The following is an 18,705-nucleotide window of genomic DNA, read 5'->3' as shown; positions in this document are numbered from 1 at the left end:
TTCTAAATAAAAGTTATATTTGTGCCCGTGAATAAAAAGATAGATACAAAGCAGAGCTACCAAATCGAGTACCTTACCTTCTGTAAGTATGTGTTGCATACACCAAACAAAAGCATTTATTTGAGTTTTCCGCAAATGCTCGAGCTAAGGCGTAAAATCAATGAGTTGACAAGTTTCAGTTCGCTCAATCGAATCGTTAATAATGAGAATTTCGCCTTACTTTTTGTAGCCGATAAGCAACATTTAATTTTTCTTGAAATTCCACAATTGCTTAAACTTAAAGAAGAAATCGCAATGTTTTTCCAAACTCCCGAACCGGTTTTGGTGTAAATTTTAAGTTTATTTAGACTTTTTTTAAATTTTATTCACAAGCTTTTAAGCCCTTATTTTATTGTAACTTTGTGTAAAAGTGGAATTATGAACACAATAGTTAGAAAACAAATGTCTATTCACCCGGAGGTGATGGATTTACTCAATAATCAAATAGGAATGGAAATGAAAGCATCGGCGTCGTATTTAGCGATGGCGTCTTGGTGCGACCAACGTGAGCTGCTGCACAGTAAAGCGTTTTTTTATAAGCAGGCCGAAGAAGAAAGAGAGCACGCCATGAAAATTTTCGAATTTATAAACGATAATGGCGGGGCGGCCATTTCTCCAAATATTACCAATGTAAATAACGATTTTGAAAGTTTAAAGTCTATTTACGAAACTGGTTTGGAACAGGAAATTAGCGTAACGCAATCCATTTTTAAGATATTTAAAACCGCAAGAAAGGTGGACGATTTTACTACCGAAATCTTCTTGCAATGGTTTATCACTGAGCAATCTGAAGAAGAAGATACTTTTAGAAGCATAATCGATATTTTCGACTTAATGGAAGGCATGCCGTTAAAAATGATTGACGAGCGTATCCCAACGGAATAATGCTATAAAAGTTTAAAAAAAATGCTCTTGGTCTAATCGGCTGGGAGCATTTTTTTTGTTAAGAGGTTTTATAATCAATTAATTTTTTGGGACCTTCCAAAAGCACCCGAACAATTTGTAGCGTGCCGTCGTCTTTCGTGGCAATTTGCCATTTAATTAGTGAAATACTGCCATTTTCAATTTCAATTCCAGTTATACTCCGCGGATGTACACAGCTTCCGTCGTTAAAAAAAGCGATATCGCCTGGCTCAGGAAAGCGTGGCCTGTGCGTATGCCCGGTAATAGTTAGTAAATTATTATTTTCAATAATCCATTTTTTGGTGCGGCGCTCTACTTTAATAAGCTCTTTATAGTTTTTTGCTGGACTGGTAGGGTCGGCTATTCCCATAACATTGAGTGGTTTCCAAAGAATGCGAACCATAAAGCGGCTCCACTTCCAAAAGATATAATTCCACCAGTCGGCTTGGTGTCCATGGGTTAAAAACAATTCCTGTCCCGTCATACAGTGTTTCAATACAATACCTTCGTGATAAGTAATATCGCCAAATAATTTTTCATCCTTTCCGGTTTTAGGGTCGAAATAGGAAGAAAGGTGCTTTTTTACATAGTTGGGGTCGCGGTAAACCATGTCGTGGTTGCCCCAAATCATATGTAGTTTATCTTCCTTATGAAAAAGCTTCATAAGCATGTACACGTTTTTATGGGCATTCAGAAGAGATTCAAACGATAAATTTTCCCAAAGTTCGTCGCCGTCTCCCAATTCGCAATATTGAAATCCTTCGGCGTAATAGTGTTTCAGGGCATGGAAATAGGTATTCCGATTGTTGGCAAAATCGTCGGCGAAGCTGTTGTCGCCACGGTGGCAATCACTAAATAGAATAAATTTGCTGTCATCATCAAAATTAATGATTTTGGCATTATTGTAAGCGTTGTTTAATCTTTTTCTCGATGAAAACATAAGTTAAATGTAAGTAAAAAAAAGCCAAAAAAGCATGTTGTGTGATACACTTTTTTGGCTTAAAAAAACAAACACCAAGATAAACACAGTTACTTTCTAAACAGTGGGTCTGCGCCAATGGTACCCACCAAACTGTTTAGGTACTCTTCAGATTTTACTTTGTTGTACAATGCTTTCGTCTTGTTTAAACGTTGCTCAAGATTTAATTCGCCTATTAATTCTTTATTGTTTGGGTTTGCTTTAAAAGTTTCTAAATACGCTATTTGTGCGCTGTAGTATTCAATGTCTTTTTGTTGTTTTAAACTTAATCGGTCTTTATACCAATCAGCATTTAGCACGTAATCTCTATTGAAATAGTTGCGCAATTCAGGGTCGTTAATATCCTTGCCTTCATAATTCCCGTATGCCATGATGTTTAAAAGGATTTTTAATGGTGGTATGGCGGCTTCAATACTGCCATCTTCAAAATAGTTAAGGGCCACTTTTTGTTGAGCCTCAACAATGTTGTTAATGCCGTCAACATAATCTTCCATGCCTTGCAGTTCTGGTTTTAGCATTCTGTCGTCAAAAACGGCGGTTGGCTCATCGAACAATCGGTTTAAGCATAGCAGGGCAAAAGTTTTAGTAATTCGGTAACCTAAACGGCTTGCCAATATTTTTTTGCCTTCGTATTCAAAATCTTCCAACTTTTCTAAAGCCCCGTTAGCGATGAGGTTTTTAGGGTTTCTATCTTCAGGAGCCATTCTTGCCCAAATTTCGGGTATCAATAAACTTACGTCGTGGTCTATTTTCTTTTCGGCGCCCACATAACCTGCTGCAGTGCTGAACCCGTTGGATTCGGTTAAAATATGCGATAACAAAGCATTGTTTAAATCGGTGGTCGGCGTTAACATATTAAACGGTGCTTTGGTTAATGCACCTTCCGATCCAGCGCCGGTAGTTGATGGTGACTTACCGGTTAAACTACAAATGAAGTCCATAAACAATTCTGGCGTTTCCTGAAAGTGAATGGGGTTGTAAACCGCCAGAGGTCTTATGCCAGCTTCTTTGTCTACAGGATTGTTTCGTCGGCCAGAAAGAACGGCATTTACCGTGTGGATTACGGGGTCGTCCAGTTTGATTTTTCGTTTTAAACGTACGCCCATGTCTGAGATGTATGATGCTTCAGTTTCATTGTAGAATCTGTTCGGCTCTAAATAACGGGGGTTTTTAGTTGGCAAGCCATCTTCAATAATTCTTGGGTGCGATGGCAATACAAACTGAATATGGTCATCATCACTATCAATAATATCCTTTATAAAATCTTTTACCGGCTGTGTATATTTGTCGTAATTGATGGTGTCTTCATAAATTTCAACCGCATCCTCTTTAGTCAGCATTTGATAGTTGGTTAGGAACCTTCCGTTTGAAATAATGTCCAGTTCAGCACCTTTATCGTAACCTCTTACAATCGCTTCATCTGGTCTTTGGAACAGATGGGCCTCGCAGTTGGTTAATACCTTTACGCTTTTGTTGGTGTATTCCGGATTTAAATCTTTAAACTGATTTCTAGGAAGCGTAATCGATGCAGTAATGTCGTCTTCAGTCTGGATTTTTTCACATGCTGAAAAATCAGACCGCAATTTATTTAGCATCCAGTTGCCTTGTTGGTTGAAGCCGATGCGCACATAACTCCCCACAACCGGCGTGTTATTGTATAGTAAAGAGGTGCCTTTTACACCGTTAATGATTTCAACAGACATCATGTCTTTCCAGTTAAGGTTTGCGCCATGTGCTTGTCTGAACAAACGCTTAACGAATAACACAAGAGAGCGAACATGTACAGGAATATTGTTTAGCCATTCGTTGAATTCATCTGAGTTTTCATCTGAAGGAGTTAGCAATTTTACCACCGAGCCCAAAGTTCTTTTTTCGCTTAAAAACGATCTTGATTTTGGTCTGTTGGGATCTTTGTCCTTCCATCGGGTAGAATAGTCGAACTCAATAATTTCGTCGGCTTTTTTGAAGTCTTCTTCAATATTGTGTATGTTGAAACGGCCATAAGTAATGGCGTTTTGCATCGATTTTGAAATCTCCGATTTTCCGCCACCTGAAACTGTACAAGGCTTATGGCAAAATACGCCCTCGGGATAGGTCTCAACAATGCGCCATAAGTCAATAGACTTGTGCTTTTCCAATCTCAGCTTGTTTCCAGATGGGTGCATGTAGGTTTTAAAAGGCGACAATTTTAATTTTTGTTCTTTGCCTTTGTAATTCCATGTTATACTGTTGGTATTGGTATTGAAGTACGATGATTCGGGAATGTACACCACATTAGGGTATTTTTTGTCTATCGCATAATTTTCTGGTTGAACTTCAATGCGGTCGCCAAGTAAGGTTTTTACATCTTCAATGGTATGGTCTAGCCCATAATACTTGTTGTAATCGTTGCAGTTTACAGTGTCTCCCATAACGCGTCTGGCATAGGCAATGGCGCCACCAGCATGCTCTTCTTCTAAAATGCCGTATAAGTTAGCCGAATAGCTAATTTGGGTTTTGATTTCTTTTTTGGAATAACCATAATAGTTGTCGGCAATTAAAGTAACAACCACACCCCTGTCGTCTCTACAAGTAATTTTAAAGGCTCCGCCATCGTTGTAAAGCTCGTTTTCTTCAATCCAGCACATGCCGTCTTTTTTCTGGCGCTCGGTAGCGTCATCAAAATGAGGTAAGCCAACATCTTTCTTTTTAAGTTTTAAAAGTTGCGGGGCAAGTATGATGCATCCAGTATGTCCGGTCCAGTGTTCGGGGTCTAGTGCTGCATCGTTATGTACTAAATTAGGATTGCCCGCGTTGCCAAAAATGTTCTCCACAAAGTCAAGGTTGCTCACCAAAGAGCCGGGAGCGAAAAACCGAACTTCCAGTCTTTTTTCGGAAATTATACCTTTTACTTCGGGGCAAACCACAGGCCTTAAAAGCATCGATACCATGGTTTTTGCTTTTTCCTCTTGGTTGGATGTAAACGGAAGTGTATTTAGTTCATCAGAAGGTTTAAAAGCGGCGTTTAAAAAGTGCGCCAACACTTCACGAGGCACTTCTTTTTTATCTAAGGGAACGGGAAGCGGCCCTTCCACGATGTGAAAAGTTCCCTTAGTGGTTCTTTTATCGTGCAATGGGTTATTTAAAATCCCTTGTTTTAGTCTTTTTGAGTTCACCAAATCGCTTTCAAACGAATCGTCATCTGGGGGTAAACTCGCTTCTCTGGCTTGACCTTTTTTAGAAAGTATTAAGGTGTTGTTGGGTATTTTGAACGATTTATCGGTTTTTACATCTTTTAAATAATCGTCTATAAAGGCTTGGATTCTTGTATCGGCCGGAGAGAGGTGGTCTGCTAAAAGTCTAGACTTTTCCCTAAGGTTCATTATTAATGGGCGAGTAGTTTTTTCAAATTCAGGGTCGCAAAGTTGCTCCTTGCTACCTGGTTTGTCTTTAAAAACCGGCTGCCCAATCGCTGCCAATTGTAAATTGATAAATTGAATGAGATCTTTTCTTGATGCTTCCATGATGCTTAACTTTGAGTTTTGCTCGTGCTTTACGAACATCTGCTACAAAGTTATATTCCGAATTCCTGAAAAAAACTGTCGAAAGTCATATTCGACAAATTTTTTCGAGAAATCTTTTGCGCAATAGAATGACAATGAGAAATTTACTTAAAGGCATTGAGCCCGGTAACATCGAGCCCGGTAATTAATAAGTGGATGTCGTGAGTGCCTTCATAGGTAATTACACTTTCTAGATTCATCATGTGGCGCATAATACTGTATTCGCCGGTTATACCCATTCCTCCTAAAATTTGTCGGGCTTCGCGTGCAATGTTCAAAGCCATATCCACATTGTTGCGTTTGGCCATAGATATTTGTGCCGATGTTGCTTTGCCTTCGTTGCGCAAAACACCTAACCTCCAGGTTAATAGCTGGGATTTGGTGATTTCGGTAATCATTTCGGCCAGTTTTTTTTGCTGAAGTTGAAATTGTCCGATGGGTTTCCCAAACTGTGTGCGTTCTTTGCTATATCGTAATGCGGTGTCGTAGCAATCCATGGCGGCACCAATAGCACCCCAAGCAATACCGTAACGGGCAGAATCCAAACAGCCCAATGGAGCACCAAGCCCCGATTTATTGGGCAATATATTTTCTTTGGGGACTTTAACATTATCGAAAATCAGCTCGCCGGTAGCGCTGGCACGCAACGACCATTTGTTGTGGGTTTCTGGTGTAGAAAAGCCTTCCATGCCCCGCTCCACAATTAAACCGTGAATCCGTTCGTTTTCATCTTTAGCCCAAACCACTGCCACTTGGGCGAAAGGCGCATTACTAATCCACATTTTGGCTCCATTAAGTAAATAATGGTCGCCTTTATCCTTAAAATTTGTCGTCATTCCGCCAGGATTGCTGCCATGGTCGGGCTCGGTAAGTCCAAAACAGCCCATCCATTCGCCGTTGGCCAATTTGGGTAAATATTTTTTACGTTGTGCTTCAGAACCGTATTTCCAAATGGGGTACATCACCAAAGAGGATTGCACCGAAGCCGTGCTGCGAATGCCTGAATCGCCACGTTCAATTTCCTGCATAATGAGTCCGTACGAAATTTGATCTAATCCAGCACCACCGTATTCCGTTGGAATATAAGGCCCAAAGGCACCAATTTCTGCGAGCCCATTAATAATTTGACTGGGGAATTCTGCTTTTTGGGCATATTCCTCAATAATGGGCGAAACTTCTTTTTTTACCCAATCGCGGGTGGCATTGCGTACCAATTTATGTTCTTCGGTAAGTAGTTCGTCTAAATTATAATAGTCGGGCGCTTGAAATAAATCGGGTTTCATCTAGATCAAATTTAAGTTCTGTTAAAACAAAATAATTAGGATAGTGCTAATATTTTTGAAAATTTAACAACAAATCCACTCAAATTTAATTAATCTTAATTTAAGCGCTACATTTTTAAATAGAAATCTTGGGTTAATTTGATGTAGTCTTTGGTGTATTGATGTCTTGAAGTTTCAATAATCAATTGCTCAATTTCTGTGCTTAAATTTTTTTCGTCTCGGGTTTCTTTAAAGGAAAACTCTATTAAACAACGTTTTATTTCAGAAGACGGCGTTCCTTTTACGTGTAGAATCCGATTGGGAAAAAGGTTGAATTTTGAAGCTAATATTATAAAATCGGCTTCTTCTTTTTTGGGAATGACCACTGAAAACAGGCCAGAATCAGAAAGCAATTTCGAAACACTTTCAATTAAATGCCCAAACGGCATGGCATCCTGAAAACGGGCAGTTGAGCGTTGTTGGTTTTCCGCTTTATAGTCTTCAGAATAAAACGGCGGATTGCAAACAATCAAATCGTACTGTTCATCAATTTCATCAGCAAATTCTTCCAGCGAGGCATGATAGCAAAACAGGCGGTCTCCCCATGGTGATTGCTCAAAATTATCAACACATTGTTCGTAGGCATCGGCATCAATTTCTAAGGCGTCGATAACTTCTGCATGGCTCCTTTGGGCAAGCATCAGCGATAAAACTCCTGTGCCGGCGCCAATATCTAAAATTGAAAACGGTTTGTGGTTAATAGTGGCCCACGCCCCAAGCAGTACACCGTCTGTACCAATTTTCATGGCGCATCGGTCTTGTTCTACGCTAAATTGTTTAAAATTAAAAGTGGATTTTGGCATTAATGTTGTGGTTGTTTCTGGTTTAAAATAACCGTTAAAGTGTATTAAATTTTATAAAACCGTGTTAAATAACAAGTTTTTTGTCGGCTAATTTTTAGCTTAGACACGTATATAATTTTAAGCGCACAAGATGATTCAGGGAATAAAGATAATGAGGAACAAAGAAAAAATATTAAAGAAATTAAATGATTTGTTGGTAACTAACCAAGAGCTTGAAAATATTTATGATGAGGCGTTTAAAACTGTGCCTGGCGAATCGTTAAAGATGTTTTTTAACGACCGAAAGGAAGAACGCAGAAGATATAACGAACAATTATGCCTAGAATTGGAAAAACTGCTAGGCGAGGCTAAGCTGCCTAAAAGTATGGCAAATGAGTCTTACAAACTGTCGATGAATTTTAGAAAACTCATTTTTTTGAAAGACCACAGCTTGATTGTGCAGGAGGTATGCCGGATAAAGGAAATAACCATTAATAAATATAATGCTTTGTTAAGCGAATTGAACTTGCCTTTGTCGCTGTGTAAATTGTTGTCAGAGCAGCGTGATACGGTGCAATCGAATATGAATGCCATTAAGCGTTTAGAGCACTTAGTTCAAGATGCTTGATTTTAATTGTTGTAATTCGTGCGGGTTTTACCGTCCTTAAAAGGTAAAAGCGTTAAAGAAAATACAAAATAAATCTATAAAACGTTGAATTATTGCGGGTTATTAATTAACTTACTAAGCTAAACTTCATTTGAATTTATTGTACTAACTCTTTAAAACCCCAGAACAATGAAAAAATCAAATCCAACTATTGCTCAACTAAATGAACTTTTAGCCATTAATTATGAGGCCGAAAAAATGTATTTGGAAGCCTTAAAACAGGTTGAAAGCGAAGAATTAAAACATTTTTTTAGGGCCATGGCCTTCGAAAGAAATGAGTTTTGTAGATTTTTAGGCGCCGAAATTATCCAAAAAGGCGGTAAGCCCGAATATTCAGATCAAGAAAAAAATGGCTTGGCCAAGCTTTGGGGTAAGTTTAAAAAGGGTGTTTCAAATAAGGATGAGAATGTGCTTTTTAATGAAGTGTGCCGCATTAAAACTTGGAGCTTAGAAAAATACAACACTATTCTAGATAAAATAAAACACTCAGAAGGCATTACGCAATTATTGAAAAAACAACGCGATACTTTAGAGCGCAGTTTGCATTCCATTCAAATTGGAGATCGGTTGATTGCTTAGAACGCTGAAACTAATAAATAAAAAATCCGAGGGCGATCTTAAAAGATGGTCCTCGGATTTTTTTATAATGAAAATGAATTCTTATTGGAGGTAGAGGTCTATTAAGCCTTCAGGGGTTTCCACAAGAATCGTTTTGGTTTTACGATCTACCTTAACGATAAATTCGTCATTCATTGGTATGAGTATTTCTGTGCCATTTCTGTCAATTTCAAAAAGTGCCTGTGCGGTAGAGTCGTTAATGGCTTTTATAATGCCGACTTTGCCATAGTTGACATCTTCAATGGTGAAATTGATGACTTCATGGAAATAAAATTTGTTGCCCTCTAATTTAGGGAGTAATTCCAGCGGAAGAAACAGGTTGCTTTTCATGATGCTGTCGGCATCGGCCTCTGTATCTACTTCTTCAAATTTTAAACGAAGCAATTCTGATTTGTGCAATTGCGACCGTTCCACAAAAAAAGGCACCAAGTTATTTCTCAGTTCCAAAAAAATGGCATCGAGATTTTCATAAAGTTCAGGTTGGTCGGTATCGAGCTTGGCCAACACTTCGCCCTTAAAACTATATTTTTTTACAATTTTACCTAAGTAGAAGCAGTCTTCTTTTTTCATTGCAATAGCTGAATTTATCATTCCCGTGCAGACGGGAATCTTATAAATTTAATTGTTCGTATTTCATGTTGACCCCGTTTCAGTATCTACAAAATCTTGTATGAGATCCAGAAATGGCCTTCGACTGCGCTCAAAGCGACAGCTTAGCGTGTCAAATTAATAGATTCCCGCTTTCTCGGGAATAAAAAAACTCCGACGGTTGCCCATCGGAGTTTAAAAGTATAAAAAATAAATTTTTATTCTTCTTCATTAGTTGCTTCAGCTTCTGCAGCAGGAGCTTCCTCTTCAGCAGCTTCTTCTTCAACAACTGGAGCTTGTGCAGCTATTCTAGCTTCGTTAACCGCTTTTTCAGCAGCTAGTGCCTCAGCTTTAGCTTTTGCTTCGGCTTCAGATAAACCTTCAGCTTTAGCTTGGATTTTAGCGTTTTTCTCTTCTAACCAAGCGTTGAATTTTTCTTCAGCTTGCTCTTCAGTTAAAGCGCCTTTTTTAACACCGCCGGCCAAATGGTTCTTTAATAAAGCCCCTTTGTAAGACAATAAATTCTTAGCGGTATCGGTTGGTTGCGCACCATTTTGCAACCATTTTACAGCACCGTCAACATCTAGTTCAACAGTTGCTGGGTTAGTGTTTGGGTTGTAAGCACCTAATTTTTCTAGGTATTTACCATCTCTTTTTGCACGCGAATCTGCGGCTACGATCCAGTAGTAAGGTTTTCCTTTTTTACCGTGACGTTGTAATCTAATTTTTACTGGCATAATAATTAATTATTTGAGGTTCTCGACCTCGGTTATTAATGAGGGCGCAAAGATACGCTATTTTTTTAATAAACCATGATATTTTTAAAATGAAATTAAAAGCCAAGACTTCTGAAAATTAAAACAATAGATGTACGGGTGTTGGTGATTTGGTATCGTGTAAAAAAGTTAGTAATCCGGTTTTTTTATCAATTTTGAAAACTGAGATATTGTTGCTTCTTCGGTTGGCTACCAATAAAAAGTTTCCGTTGGGGTCGAGGGTGAAATTTCTTGGCCAGTCGCCCTCAACACTTATGTTCTGTATTTTTTTGATTTTACCGTTTCGGCTATTCCTTCTAAAAACAGCAATTGAGTTTTCGCCTCGGTTAGAACCGTATAAAAAGCGTTCGTCTGGTGAAAGGTGAATATCGGCACAGGAGTTTTTGCCTTTGTAATCATCGCTTAACGTGGTGTCGAAATCCACTTCCTTAAATCCATTTTTTGTTCGTTTTGCAGTAGTTATCGAGCTGCCGTATTCATTGATAATGTAAACGAATTTTCCGTTTTTGCTTATTGAAAAATGACGAGGGCCAGGGTTGTCCGTCATCTCCACAATTTTAGGCTTTGCCAGTTTGTACTCGTTAATTTTTAGTTGATATTGATATACAGCGTTTCTCCCCAAATCGGCAACAAATAATTCATTGTTAAAAAACTGCGCGGAGTGAGCATGCGATTTTTCGTTTTCAGCATTGTGATTAAAAACCTGAGTGGCCTCGCTTAAACTGCCATCTCCATTTATGTTGTAAAGGGATACCGTTCCGCCATTGTAATTGGAAACCACAATTTTTGTGCCCGACTTGTTAATGGCAATGTGGCAAGGCGCAGCGCCATGGCTATCTTGGGTATTGATTAAAGTAAATGTACCGTCGCTGTTAATTTTGTAAGCTGCAACATAATCGGGTTTAGACTTGTCTTTCGAACGGTTTGCAGAATACATAAATGTTCTGTCGTTCGAATAGGTTAAAAAATTCGGGCTTTCTATTTCAATGGCTAAAATTTCATTGGAAATCTGCCCAGTTTGTGTATTGAATTGATACTGGTAAATGCCTTGGGCGTCTTCATTGGTGAATGTGCCAACGTAGAGTGGGATGTTTTGGGCATATAAAACGATAGACCATAAAAAAGTAAAAGCAAGAGAAAAAGTGGTTTGCATAACAGGTGTTTTTTTCAAAAATAGGGTTTTTAAGTAAATGTTAAAGCACCTTTGCTTCAGTTGTTAAAAATGCCGCTTAGTGTGTTAAAATATCCGCTACGATGCTAAACTTTGTTAAACGCCCTTGACATGGCCGGATATGCTTTGTATCTTCGAAATAGATGTGAAACAATACGCATCTAAAAAGAATTTATTGAAATTTAAAAAAGAACAGGATATTATGAAGTTTACAGAAGAGATTTCAAACAAATTAAACGAATTATTAGAAAAAAATTATGATGCCGAAAAGGGGTATCTCAATGCTGCTGATAATGTGGAAAGTTCAACGTTGAATATTTTCTTTAAGCGTCGGGCTACCGAACGGAGCGAATTTGCCAAAGAGTTGAGAACTGAAATTTTAAGGTATGGCGAAGATCCAAAAGACTCAGGTAGTTTTAAAGGCGCAGTGCACCGTAATTGGATGAGCTTAAAATCGTTATTTAAATCGAATGACGAAGAGGCTATTTTAGAAGAAGCCATTCGCGGTGAGAAAGCCAGCCTTGAAGAATACAATGAAGTTCTTAAATACAGAAACTTGCCACCTAGCATCGACCAAATGTTATTTAAACAAAGAAATGCTATTCAGGCAGCAATAAATACAGAAAAAGTACACGAGGAGTTAGTCTCCTAATATAAATTTGGTTGGTTAGTTTGAACGCCTGCGTTGTTTTAAACAATGTGGGCGTTTTTTGTTTACAACTCTTTGGGTTTTCCTGAGTGCATAAATATAAATTCTACGTACTTTTATACACTTCGTTTTTTGCGAACGAACCCAAAATAATCAATCTGAAAACATAGCGCATGTATTTAATTTTCGATACCGAAACCACCGGATTACCAAAACGTTGGGACGCCCCAATAACCGATGTAGATAACTGGCCACGCTGTATCCAAATTGCATGGCAGTTGCACGATGCTATGGGGGATTGCGTTGAAAGTCAAGATTTTTTGGTGAAGCCCGAAGGATTCAATATTCCGTACGATGCCGAAAAAGTACATGGTATTTCTACCGAGTTGGCTCAAGAACAAGGCGTGCCTTTAAGCGAAGTTTTAGAAAAATTCAACGCCGCTTTGCACAAAACCAAATTTGTGGTGGGACAAAACGTAAAGTTCGATTTGAACATTATGGGAGCCGAGTTTGTGCGCGAAAATGTTGAGAACCCATTGCAGGAACTTCCGATTTTAGACACCTGTACCGAGCACACAGCACAATTGTGCCAAATTCCCGGTGGTCGAGGTGGGAAATTTAAACTACCGACATTGACCGAACTGCATGAGCATTTGTTCAACCAACCATTTGCTGAAGCGCACAATGCGACTGCTGATGTGGAAGCTACTACGCGCTGTTTTTTGGAATTGATCCGTTTAGAGGAATACACCAAAGAAGAACTGGACGTTGAACCCGGTTATTTCGAAAAATTCAAGGAAGCTAATCCTTCAGAAATTCAACTCATCGGGCTAAGGCACATCAATCTTAAAAAGGAAAGTGCTAAAATCCGTGAGCGCTTAAAAAAGGCAGAGGGGACGCAGATTTCTTCCGAAGAAATAAAACAAAACCGTTCCAATCTCGCCGAAGTCGAGTTTGCACATTTGCATAATCACTCGCAGTTTTCGGTATTGCAATCTACCATGAGTGTTGGCGATTTAGTGAGTGCCGCTGCCGAACATAACATGCCTGCCGTGGCCTTAACCGACCATGCGAATATGATGGGGGCTTTTCACTTTGTAAATGCTGTAAGCAATTATAATAAAGGAGTTAAAGCAAAGATTGAAGCCGCCCAAGAGTCGGGAGAAACGGTTACGGCCAAAGAAATAAAGCCCATTGTGGGTTGTGAGTTTTTTGTTTGTGAAGACCATACCGACAAAACCCGAAAAGATAACGGCTACCAAATTGTACTGCTAGCAAAAAATAAAAATGGCTACCATAATTTGGCAAAACTGTCGTCGCATGCCTTTGTTGATGGGTTTTATTACGTGCCTCGAATAGATAAAAAACTCATCAAGCAATATAAAGAAGACATTATGGTACTTACCGGGAATTTGTACGGTGAAGTGCCAAGCAAAGTGTTGAATGTTGGTGAAAATCAAGCCGAAGAAGCCCTATTGTGGTGGAAAGAAGAGTTTGGCGACGATTTGTATGTCGAGTTGATGCGCCATAATCAAGAGGACGAAAACCGGGTTAATCCAACCTTGGTCAGTTTGGCAAAAAAGCATAATGTTAAAGTTGTAGCAACAAATAACACCTATTACCAAAGGCAGGAAGATGCTAACGCCCACGATATTCTTTTATGTGTAAAAGATGGTGAAAAGCAATCTACACCAATTGGTCGTGGTCGTGGTTACAGGTATGGTTTACCCAATCAGGAGTATTATTTTAAGTCTTCCGAAGAAATGAAAAAGTTGTTTCAGGATATTCCCGAAGCGATTTTCAATGTTCAGGAAATTGTTGATAAAGTAGAACCTTTCGTGTTGGCACGCGATGTATTATTGCCTGCTTTCAATATCCCTGAAGAATTTAGGCATGAAGAAGATTTGGTTGATGGGGGCAAGCGTGGCGAAAATGCATATTTACGTCATTTAACTTATGAAGGTGCTAAAAAACGCTACGGTGAACCGCTTTCGCAAGAAGTGACCGAGCGCTTGGATTTCGAGCTTAGCGTTATTGAAAATACGGGGTATCCTGGGTATTTCTTAATTGTGGAAGATTTTATCCGCGAAGCCCGAAATATGGATGTGTCGGTAGGGCCGGGGCGTGGTTCGGCGGCCGGTTCGGTAGTGGCCTACTGCCTCTGGATTACCAATATCGACCCGATGATGTACGATCTGCTTTTTGAGCGTTTCTTAAATCCGGATCGTGTAAGTATGCCCGATATCGATATCGATTTTGATGATGAAGGCCGAAGCCGTGTGATGGATTACGTTATTGAAAAATACGGAGCCAATCAGGTGGCGCAGATTATCACTTATGGTACCATGGCGGCAAAATCGTCCATTCGTGATACCGCCCGTGTATTGGATTTACCATTATTCGATGCCGATAGAATTGCGAAATTGATTCCGAATATGTCTAAACTGAACAAGATTTTTGGTTTGGATGAAAAGGAATTGGCCAAAAAGTTTAGGGCTGAAGATCTTGAAAAAATCAACGAGCTTTTAAATATTGCCGATGGAAGCGATTTACAGGCCGAAACGGTAAATCTGGCCAAAGTGCTGGAAGGTTCCGTTCGAAATACCGGGATCCACGCCTGTGGGGTAATCATCACTCCCGATGATATTACCAAGTTCGTACCGGTTTCCGTAGCCAAAGATTCCGATTTGTATGTTACCCAGTTTGATAACTCGGTGGTAGAATCGGCGGGACTTCTAAAAATGGATTTCTTGGGGTTAAAAACATTGACCCTTATTAAAGACACGGTTAAAATAGTCAAAGCCAAACACGGCATTGAGCTAGATCCCGAAACCTTTCCGCTTGACGATGAAGAAACTTATGCGCTGTTCCAACGTGGTGAAACGGTTGGGGTATTCCAATACGAATCGCCCGGAATGCAAAAACACCTTCGCGATTTAAAGCCCACGGTTTTTGAAGATCTTATTGCCATGAATGCCTTGTACCGTCCCGGACCAATGGAATACATTCCGAGTTTCGTTCGTAGAAAACACGGTGATGAGGAAATCGAGTACGATTTACCTGCCATGGAAGAATATCTCAAGGAAACTTACGGTATTACGGTGTACCAGGAGCAGGTAATGTTGCTGTCGCAAAAATTGGCCGATTTTACAAAGGGTGAAGCCGATGTTTTGCGTAAGGCGATGGGTAAAAAACAGATTGCCGTACTGGCAAAAATGAAACCCAAATTTATTGAACAAGCCAGTGCCAACGGTCATGATGCCAAAGTGTTGGAAAAGGTTTGGAAAGACTGGGAGGCTTTCGCGAGTTACGCCTTCAACAAATCGCACTCCACCTGTTATGCATGGATTGCCTACCAAACGGCCTATTTAAAAGCGCATTATCCTGCAGAATATATGGCGGCTGTACTTTCCAATAACATGAACGATATCAAGCAGGTGACGTTCTTTATGGAAGAGTGTAAACGTATGAAGTTGGACGTTCTTGGCCCCGATGTTAATGAAAGTTATTATAAGTTTTCGGTAAATAAAGACGGAGCGGTGCGTTTTGGAATGGGCGCCATTAAAGGGGTTGGTCACGGAGCGGTAATGACGATTGTTGAAAATAGAAAAGATGGTCATTATAAATCCATTTTTGATTTGGCCAAGCGTATAGATTTGCGTGCAGCCAATAAAAAAGCCTTTGAAAATTTAGCGTTGGCTGGAGGTTTCGATAGTTTTGGCGATACACACCGGGCACAATATTTCCATGATGACGGTGATGGCATTACCTTTTTGGAAAAAGCCATTAAATACGCTCAAAAACATAAAGAAAACGAAAATTCGGCACAGGTGAGTTTGTTTGGAGAAGCCAGCGAAGTGCAAATTGAAGAACCCCAAGTGCCGCCATGCGAAGAGTGGGGCACTATGGAAAAACTAAGCAAAGAGCGTGAGGTGGTAGGGGTTTATATTTCAGGGCATCCGCTCGATGATTTCAAACTCGAAATGAAAACCTTTTGCAATGCCAAAGTGGGCATGTTCCATAATTTGGAACCTTATGTTAATCGTGAGTTGGTTTTTGGCGGCGTGGTAACCGATGTGCAGCACCGTGTTAGTAAACAAGGGAAAGGTTGGGCATTGTTCACCATTGAAGATTATACCGATAGTTACGAGTTCAGGATTTTTGGAGAAGAATACTTAAAATTCCGTCATTTTTTAATGTTGAACAATTTCGTGTTTGTAAAAACCTTTGTGCGGGAAGGTTGGGTGAACAAAGACACCGGAAAGCGTAGCGACCCGAGGCTGCAGTTCAATAACTTCCAGTTGTTGCACGACGTGATGGAACAATATGCTAAAAAGCTGTCCATTCAATTGGATATTCGTGATTTGAGCGAGGAAAAAGTGAAGGCTTTAAAAGAGTTAATCAGTTTGTATCCTGGTAGTAAAGCCCTTAATTTTTTGGTATACGATACTAAGGAAAAAATGAAACTGAATATGTCCAGCAGAAGGCAAAAAGTGAATGTGTGCCAAGAATTGGTTGGTGAATTGGAAGCCCAAGATGTGCGGTTTAAGTTGAATTAAGTTTAATGGTGGTCATGTGTTTGTTTACTAGCGTAATGATACTATAATAAATCACTTAAGCTGTTTTCCTTTTTGAATGATGTAAGAGATGTCCATTCTTTAAGTTTTTTACCCGCTTTGTATTTTGAAGCTGAAACAAGTTTTTCGTTGTTGTACTTTAGACAATATCCATTTTTTTGGTTGTTATATAACTGGCATTTGTGGTTTATTTGTCCTTTATCATCGTAAAATAACCACCAGTTAGTTTTTTTTCCATTAAAAAAATGCCCTTCTGCTTTCAAAGTGCCTTTTTTTGTATAGAATTTCCAAAATTCATGCCTTTTTCCGTTTAGAAAGTGCCCTTGATTTTTAATGTTACCATTAGGATAGTAAAATTTCCAGTAATTAACTTTTTGGTGGTTTTCAACCCATCCTTCAGATGTTAAATTATGGTTAGCATCATAATTCCTTTGATATGCTTTTTGTGTATGGCCGTAAACTCCTAAAAGCAGAAAAGCACTAATGACTATCATAGATTGCTTCATTAGGAATATTTATTTTGGTTTACTAAATCCATCAAATCGACATCGTTGCCTAATAAAATATCATTAGAATTGATGCGTCCATTCATACTGTCGTTTTCCAGTTTTAAAACGCCACGCGGACAAACCGCCGAGCAAATGCCACAGCCCACGCAACTGGAGCGTACAATGTTTTCGCCTTTTTGGGCGTAGGCTCGCACATCAATACCCATTTCGCAATATGTTGAGCAGTTTCCGCAAGAAATGCACTGTCCGCCATTGGTGGTTATCCTGAATTTTGAAAACATACGTTGCTGAAAACCGAGAATTGCGGCCATCGGGCAACCAAAGCGACACCAAACCCGATTGCCAAAAATAGGGTAAAATCCCGTGCCGATTACTCCCGAAAAAATAGCTCCGATAAAAAACGAATAGGTAGAGCGCAGTGTTTCAGCTTTAAATAAAAACAGTTTGGTTTGCGAACTGAATAGGTGAATGACAATTAAAGCGATAATAATTATAAAATAGCCAATGGCGCCGTATTTGGCATCTTTACCTAATTCATGACGTTTAAATATCATGGTTAATACAAAAATTAGGGTTAAAAATCCAGCGACTAAATACAAAAAAACATCGCGGGTAAGCCAGTATTTTTTAGGGTCGTAGCCCAAATAGGTATAAATCACAGCAGTTGTCATCACCACCACAAAAACCAAAACGCTGTGTATTACCCATCGTTCAATGTTCCAAGCAAAAAGGCTTTTGTCGCTTAATTGCCTAAAGGAGTCGCCTGCTGTTTCGGCTAGTCCGCCACAACCACAAACCCAAGAGCAATACCAGCGTTTGCCATATTTATAAGTGAGAATAGGGGTAATGACGAAAATGGAAACCACTCCAAAAATAAGCATAGTCAAACCAATAGTTCCTGAATTTATAAACGCGTTGACGCGGTACTGTTCAAAATTATAATAGTTGAGTGGCCAAATATTTTTAAGGTCGTAGTACGGTAAATCAGAATTCATCACGTACATAAATTCTGGTATTAAAAAGGCAAAGGCCAGTTGGAAGAACATCACCGAAACGGTTCGGAGTTGTTCGTAACGGTTATGGCGGTATTTCAAAAGAAATTTATATCCAAAAATTAAGATGGCTAAGGTGTAAAGCGTACCATAAACGAACCACTGGCTCGCCGGACGGCCACTAAGTAATTCGCTCAAGGGGTCGAATAGGGCAATGAGCCCTTTGTTGGGTTCGCCTGAAGAGGTTTGGCCCAAATACTCTGGGTAAAAATATAGCACAATGTAAAACCCGGTAAGCAAAATGCCTAAAACCCAAGCCAATACACCACGCGAAGAGATGGACTTAAACCAGACGGCATCATTTTTTATGCCTTTCGATTTTGATAAATACAGGTTGTTTGAAAAAATAATAGTGCCAATTGAAATAAGCCCTAGCGATAGCGCTAAAAGTAAACTTTTATAGGGGATATCAATGCCAAACAGAGTCAATGCTAAAATAAACAGCCCAATGGAGCCAGTAAAAACGGCAAGCTTTTGTTTTGTTGATAGATGATTTATTTCGGGTTTGGTTAAAGCCATTGCAGTTCTGTT

Annotated in this window: 15 protein-coding genes; 6 read left to right on the top strand and 9 right to left on the bottom strand. The window is 39.4% G+C overall.

Going from position 1 to position 18,705, the window contains the following annotated elements; all coding sequences use genetic code 11:
• Positions 1-27 precede the first annotated feature (27 nt).
• Positions 28-330: a hypothetical protein gene (locus tag ABI125_16015; GenBank protein XCF06211.1), complete on the top strand. Its 303-nt coding sequence runs from the start codon at positions 28-30 to the stop codon at positions 328-330.
• 87 nt (positions 331-417) lie between these two features.
• Entirely contained in the window at positions 418-924 is a 507-nt protein-coding gene (locus ABI125_16010; protein XCF06210.1) for a ferritin, read from the top strand.
• A 58-nt stretch (positions 925-982) separates the two neighbouring features.
• On the opposite strand, the gene ABI125_16005 is transcribed toward ABI125_16010, so the two are convergent.
• The 4 genes from ABI125_16005 to ABI125_15990 all read right to left on the bottom strand — a co-directional run bounded on the left by ABI125_16005 (position 983) and on the right by ABI125_15990 (position 7,588).
• Positions 983-1,882: a serine/threonine protein phosphatase gene (locus tag ABI125_16005; GenBank protein ID XCF06209.1), complete on the bottom strand. Its 900-nt coding sequence runs from the start codon at positions 1,880-1,882 to the stop codon at positions 983-985.
• Positions 1,883-1,971: 89 nt separating this feature from the next.
• Complete coding sequence (locus ABI125_16000) at positions 1,972-5,463, bottom strand: hypothetical protein (GenBank protein ID XCF06208.1); 3,492 nt, start codon at positions 5,461-5,463, stop codon at positions 1,972-1,974.
• A 104-nt stretch (positions 5,464-5,567) separates the two neighbouring features.
• A complete protein-coding gene (locus tag ABI125_15995; GenBank protein ID XCF06207.1) occupies positions 5,568-6,746 on the bottom strand; it encodes an acyl-CoA dehydrogenase family protein in 1,179 nt (392 codons plus the stop codon).
• Positions 6,747-6,853: 107 nt separating this feature from the next.
• The gene (locus ABI125_15990) at positions 6,854-7,588 is read right to left on the bottom strand and encodes a methyltransferase (GenBank protein ID XCF06206.1); all 735 of its coding nucleotides are present in this window, start codon (positions 7,586-7,588) and stop codon (positions 6,854-6,856) included.
• Positions 7,589-7,739: 151 nt separating this feature from the next.
• Here ABI125_15990 and ABI125_15985 point away from each other — a divergent pair, with 151 nt between their 5' ends.
• Together ABI125_15985 and ABI125_15980 are read left to right on the top strand one after the other, a co-directional pair.
• Entirely contained in the window at positions 7,740-8,195 is a 456-nt protein-coding gene (locus ABI125_15985) for a DUF2383 domain-containing protein (GenBank protein ID XCF06205.1), read from the top strand.
• Between the two features lie 168 nt (positions 8,196-8,363).
• On the top strand, positions 8,364-8,813 hold the full coding sequence (locus tag ABI125_15980; protein ID XCF06204.1) for a PA2169 family four-helix-bundle protein: 450 nt from the start codon (positions 8,364-8,366) through the stop codon (positions 8,811-8,813).
• Between the two features lie 81 nt (positions 8,814-8,894).
• Here the strand turns inward: ABI125_15980 and rimM are convergent, their stop codons facing one another.
• The 3 genes from rimM to ABI125_15965 form a co-directional block, all read right to left on the bottom strand.
• A complete protein-coding gene (gene rimM, locus ABI125_15975) occupies positions 8,895-9,422 on the bottom strand; it encodes a ribosome maturation factor RimM (protein ID XCF06203.1) in 528 nt (175 codons plus the stop codon).
• A 236-nt stretch (positions 9,423-9,658) separates the two neighbouring features.
• Complete coding sequence (locus ABI125_15970) at positions 9,659-10,177, bottom strand: 30S ribosomal protein S16 (protein ID XCF06202.1); 519 nt, start codon at positions 10,175-10,177, stop codon at positions 9,659-9,661.
• A 118-nt stretch (positions 10,178-10,295) separates the two neighbouring features.
• Positions 10,296-11,387: a lactonase family protein gene (locus ABI125_15965; GenBank protein ID XCF06201.1), complete on the bottom strand. Its 1,092-nt coding sequence runs from the start codon at positions 11,385-11,387 to the stop codon at positions 10,296-10,298.
• Between the two features lie 202 nt (positions 11,388-11,589).
• Between ABI125_15965 and ABI125_15960 the strand changes: the two genes are divergently transcribed.
• The gene (locus ABI125_15960) at positions 11,590-12,039 is read left to right on the top strand and encodes a PA2169 family four-helix-bundle protein (protein ID XCF07919.1); all 450 of its coding nucleotides are present in this window, start codon (positions 11,590-11,592) and stop codon (positions 12,037-12,039) included.
• A gap of 170 nt (positions 12,040-12,209) precedes the next feature.
• Positions 12,210-16,595 carry a DNA polymerase III subunit alpha gene (gene dnaE, locus ABI125_15955; protein XCF06200.1) on the top strand — a complete coding sequence of 1,462 codons (4,386 nt, stop codon included), beginning with the start codon at positions 12,210-12,212 and terminating at the stop codon, positions 16,593-16,595.
• A 41-nt stretch (positions 16,596-16,636) separates the two neighbouring features.
• On the opposite strand, the gene ABI125_15950 is transcribed toward dnaE, so the two are convergent.
• Positions 16,637-17,119 (bottom strand): hypothetical protein, encoded by a 483-nt coding sequence (locus tag ABI125_15950; GenBank protein ID XCF06199.1) that lies wholly within the window; start codon positions 17,117-17,119, stop codon positions 16,637-16,639.
• The gene (locus ABI125_15945) at positions 17,119-18,693 is read right to left on the bottom strand and encodes a 4Fe-4S dicluster domain-containing protein (GenBank protein XCF06198.1); all 1,575 of its coding nucleotides are present in this window, start codon (positions 18,691-18,693) and stop codon (positions 17,119-17,121) included. Before ABI125_15945 ends, ABI125_15950 begins: the two co-directional genes overlap by 1 nt.
• Between the last annotated feature and the right edge of the window lie 12 nt (positions 18,694-18,705).

The sequence above is a fragment of the Tamlana crocina genome (genome assembly GCA_040429635.1).
Classification (GTDB): Bacteria; Bacteroidota; Bacteroidia; order Flavobacteriales; family Flavobacteriaceae; genus Flavisericum; species Flavisericum crocinum.
This window is presented reverse-complemented; position numbering and strand designations above follow the sequence as displayed.

Excerpts from the sequence above, each read along its gene's own strand:
- ABI125_16010 (XCF06210.1), top strand. The coding sequence starts at position 418 with ATGAACACAATAGTTAGAAAACAAATGTCTATTCACCCGGAGGTGATG.
- ABI125_16005 (XCF06209.1), bottom strand. The coding sequence starts at position 1,882 with ATGTTTTCATCGAGAAAAAGATTAAACAACGCTTACAATAATGCCAAA.
- ABI125_16000 (XCF06208.1), bottom strand. The coding sequence starts at position 5,463 with ATGTTCGTAAAGCACGAGCAAAACTCAAAGTTAAGCATCATGGAAGCA.
- ABI125_15995 (XCF06207.1), bottom strand. The coding sequence starts at position 6,746 with ATGAAACCCGATTTATTTCAAGCGCCCGACTATTATAATTTAGACGAA.
- ABI125_15990 (XCF06206.1), bottom strand. The coding sequence starts at position 7,588 with ATGCCAAAATCCACTTTTAATTTTAAACAATTTAGCGTAGAACAAGAC.
- ABI125_15985 (XCF06205.1), top strand. The coding sequence starts at position 7,740 with ATGAGGAACAAAGAAAAAATATTAAAGAAATTAAATGATTTGTTGGTA.
- ABI125_15980 (XCF06204.1), top strand. The coding sequence starts at position 8,364 with ATGAAAAAATCAAATCCAACTATTGCTCAACTAAATGAACTTTTAGCC.
- rimM (XCF06203.1), bottom strand. The coding sequence starts at position 9,422 with ATGAAAAAAGAAGACTGCTTCTACTTAGGTAAAATTGTAAAAAAATAT.
- ABI125_15970 (XCF06202.1), bottom strand. The coding sequence starts at position 10,177 with ATGCCAGTAAAAATTAGATTACAACGTCACGGTAAAAAAGGAAAACCT.
- ABI125_15960 (XCF07919.1), top strand. The coding sequence starts at position 11,590 with ATGAAGTTTACAGAAGAGATTTCAAACAAATTAAACGAATTATTAGAA.
- dnaE (XCF06200.1), top strand. The coding sequence starts at position 12,210 with ATGTATTTAATTTTCGATACCGAAACCACCGGATTACCAAAACGTTGG.
- ABI125_15950 (XCF06199.1), bottom strand. The coding sequence starts at position 17,119 with ATGAAGCAATCTATGATAGTCATTAGTGCTTTTCTGCTTTTAGGAGTT.
- ABI125_15945 (XCF06198.1), bottom strand. The coding sequence starts at position 18,693 with ATGGCTTTAACCAAACCCGAAATAAATCATCTATCAACAAAACAAAAG.